The sequence below is a fragment of the Burkholderia sp. AU4i genome (assembly GCF_000466765.1).
GTDB lineage: Bacteria > Pseudomonadota > Gammaproteobacteria > Burkholderiales > Burkholderiaceae > Burkholderia > Burkholderia cepacia.
In genome coordinates this window covers 1-1,065 of sequence record NZ_ASSI01000390.1, presented here as the reverse complement: position 1 = coordinate 1,065, position 1,065 = coordinate 1, and the positions used below count along the sequence as shown (strand labels likewise).

Annotated in this window: 1 protein-coding gene; it reads left to right on the top strand. The window is 61.8% G+C overall.

The features are described 5' to 3' along the window. Positions 1 to 26: 26 nt before the first annotated feature. Positions 27 to 1,065, top strand: a 1,039-nt coding sequence (locus L810_RS42965) for a hypothetical protein (RefSeq protein ID WP_218921761.1), incomplete at its 3' end; no start/stop codon positions are given.

The window sequence follows — 1,065 nt, the reverse complement described above, 5'->3', positions numbered from 1 at the left end:
TGGGCGGCGCCGACTGGAACCGCATCATGACGCTCGACTATGCCGACGCGGATGTTCGTTCATGGCAATGTCGTCTCGTTACCGTCGCTGACTGTCTTGCCGGTGGTGTCACCGATGCACCATCGTCGCCGGCCCCGTCGGGCGAAAAACCCAAGCCCCAAGTACTTGGCCCCAGTGGCAAGGCATGGCAGCAGTTGCTGAAAGACCCCAACAGCCCGGCCTACCTCGCCTTGAATGGACAACATACCGACCTGCAGCAAGCGTTTGAGCCGCAGTTCGCAGCCGGTGCCATGCCCAACGATGCGGGCAAGAAATACTATGACGTGGTCAAACTCATCGCGACCAGCAAGGACGGTGATGATTGGCGCAGAGGCGTCATCGCCGGTGCGGCCGACCAGTTGCTGGCCGCGATGCATGACGCGGCCAATCGGCTGGACAGTGCCCTGAGCGTGGGTGCCAAGGCGGCGCTGGACAATCTCCATGTGGGCGCGGCGTGGCTCTACGGAAAAACCAAGCTCACGCAGGTCACGATCCAACTCACCGTAGGCGAATGCTTCGATCTGCTGTCGGAGGAGATACGCGGCCACGCCAATGAGGCGCATAAGGCTGCCGGAAAGGGGGCACGCGCGATGTTGTTGGGGAGCTTGATCACTATCCCGAACGTCAACGTTCGCAACATGCTTATCGACGTCACGCTATGGGTTCATGGTTCAGCCGAAGAGGTCAAGCAACGGCTCGTGCAGTTTGGTCAGGATGCCAAGGAGCGGGCGAGCGACATCAAGCAGGCCGGCGGTGTGTGGGGGCAGGACGCGAATCGCGAGGCCAAGGCGGCGCTGCGCCAGATCAAGGCCGGCCTCAAGAACCTGGAGCCGGCCGCGGCCAAGCTGCTTAACGGTTTGCAGATCGGTGCCGCCGGTGCGCATCGTTTTGCTGGCAGCAGCTTTGCTGGCCTCAAGAGCTTGTCTGTCGGCAGCGTGGATGGGGGCTTGTCGTTCGTTGGCCTGTACTTTCTGCAGGACAGTTTGAAGAGCACGCTGGCCGATCTGGATGCGAAGGTGGGTGCGC